Origin of the sequence: Kitasatospora sp. NPDC059803 (genome assembly GCF_042732255.1) — a bacterium.
In the GTDB taxonomy this organism is placed as follows: Bacteria; Actinomycetota; Actinomycetes; order Streptomycetales; family Streptomycetaceae; genus Kitasatospora.
This window is the reverse complement of sequence record NZ_JBHWIJ010000423.1, coordinates 3,859-5,525: the sequence shown is the minus strand read 5'-3', so window position 1 is coordinate 5,525 and position 1,667 is coordinate 3,859. Positions and strand designations below refer to the sequence as shown.

2 protein-coding genes are annotated in these 1,667 nt (G+C 71.3%); both read right to left on the bottom strand.

The window, feature by feature from the left end; translation table 11 throughout:
- Nucleotides 1–78: 78 nt before the first annotated feature.
- The gene (locus ACFV6I_RS37170; protein ID WP_063347440.1) at nucleotides 79–654 is read right to left on the bottom strand and encodes a TerD family protein; all 576 of its coding nucleotides are present in this window, start codon (nucleotides 652–654) and stop codon (nucleotides 79–81) included.
- Between the two features lie 208 nt (nucleotides 655–862).
- The gene (locus tag ACFV6I_RS37165; protein ID WP_380430457.1) at nucleotides 863–1,321 is read right to left on the bottom strand and encodes a peroxiredoxin; all 459 of its coding nucleotides are present in this window, start codon (nucleotides 1,319–1,321) and stop codon (nucleotides 863–865) included.
- Between the last annotated feature and the right edge of the window lie 346 nt (nucleotides 1,322–1,667).

Below are 1,667 nucleotides of genomic sequence, written 5' to 3'. Positions count from 1 at the left end.
GGCCGCCGTCCGGCGCCGCCTCGTGTCGTGTCGCCCGGTGTCGTCCGGCGCCGTCCGGTGTCGCCTGGTGTCGTCCGGTCAGACGTTGACGCCGAAGTCCTGGGCGATGCCGCGCAGGCCGGAGGCGTAGCCCTGGCCGATGGCCCGGAACTTCCACTCGGCGCCGTTGCGGTACAGCTCGCCGAAGACCATCGCGGTCTCGGTGGAGGCGTCCTCGGAGAGGTCGTAGCGGGCCAGCTCCGCGTTGTCGGCCTGGTTCACCACGCGGATGAACGCGTTGCGCACCTGGCCGAAGTTCTGCCCGCGGCTCTCGGCGTCGTAGATCGAGACCGGGAAGACGATCTTCTGCACGTCCGCCGGGACGCCGGCCAGGTTGACCTTGATCGCCTCGTCGTCGCCCTCGCCCTCGCCGGTGCGGTTGTCACCGGTGTGCTCGACGGAGCCGTCCGCGCTCTTCAGGTTGTTGAAGAAGACGAAGTTCCCGTCCGAGGCGACCTTGCCCTGCTCGTTGCAGAGCAGCGCGCTGGCGTCCAGGTCGAAGTCCGTCCCGGTGGTGGTCCGGACGTCCCAGCCCAGGCCGACGACCACGGCCGAAAGCCCCGGGGCCTCCTTGGTGAGCGAGACATTGCCGCCCTTGCTCAGGCTGACACCCACTTGTCCTCCAAGAATCGGGAGGCACGCCCTGGTGCCCCCGTGGTGCGGTTCGAGGCGCCGGCCGGCGAGCGGCTCACGTGCCCCACCCGACCAACGGACCGAGCGTAGTGCGCGGTTCCCGTCCGGACGTGCGAACGGGCCCGGCGCGGCTGTTCGAAGTTCGCGGGACGGGGCCCGCGGCCACCGCCACGGGCCTCCACGCGGGGCCTCAGAGGGCGTCGAGGGCCTTCAGGTACTCCTGCTCGTCCCGGGCGTCCGGGAGGTCGTTGACGACGCTCCAGCGCACCGTGCCCGCCGTGTCGATCACGAAGGTGCCGCGCACGGGGCAGCCCTTCCGCTCGTCGAGGACGCCGTAGGCGCGGGCGACCTCGCCGTGCGGCCAGAAGTCGGCCAGCAGCGGGAACTCCAGGCCCTCGCGGTCGGCGAAGACGCGCTGGGTGAACTGCGAGTCGCAGGAGACGCCGAGCACCTGGACCCGGTCGTTCTGCAGCTGCGCCAGCTCCCGCTGGATGGCGCCGAGCTCGCCGGTGCAGACGCCGGTGAAGGAGAACGGGTAGAAGACCAGGACGACGTTCCGCTCGCCCCGGAAGTCGGAGAGGCGGACCGCTTCGCCGTGCTGGTTGTTGAGCTCGAAGTCCGGAGCCTCGGTGCCGACCTCGATGGCCATGAACGTGACCTTTCTGACGCGCCCGTGCCGCGCGGGCGGCGCGGCCAGCGCCATCCTCGCATCCGTTCGGGCACGTTCCGCCGAATGGATGAGGGCGGCACCCGCACGCTTCACCGCTTTCGCCCTGGGCGAACGCGTTTCCGGGCCGGCTCCGAGGCCGACGCCACCCCGGGTGAACACGCTCCGTGATGACACGGGCGGGCGCCGCCCCCGGTTCCGGACCCCGGAAAACGATCGGGGAAACCCGGGGGGGGGGGCAGACAAGTGGGCGGGGGGGGTGGAGAAGGACACGCGCAGAGGGGGGGCCCCGGAGGGTGTGTGTATTTTGTTGTGTCGCGGGGTGGGC

Excerpts from the sequence above, each read along its gene's own strand:
- ACFV6I_RS37165 (WP_380430457.1), bottom strand. The coding sequence starts at position 1,321 with ATGGCCATCGAGGTCGGCACCGAGGCTCCGGACTTCGAGCTCAACAAC.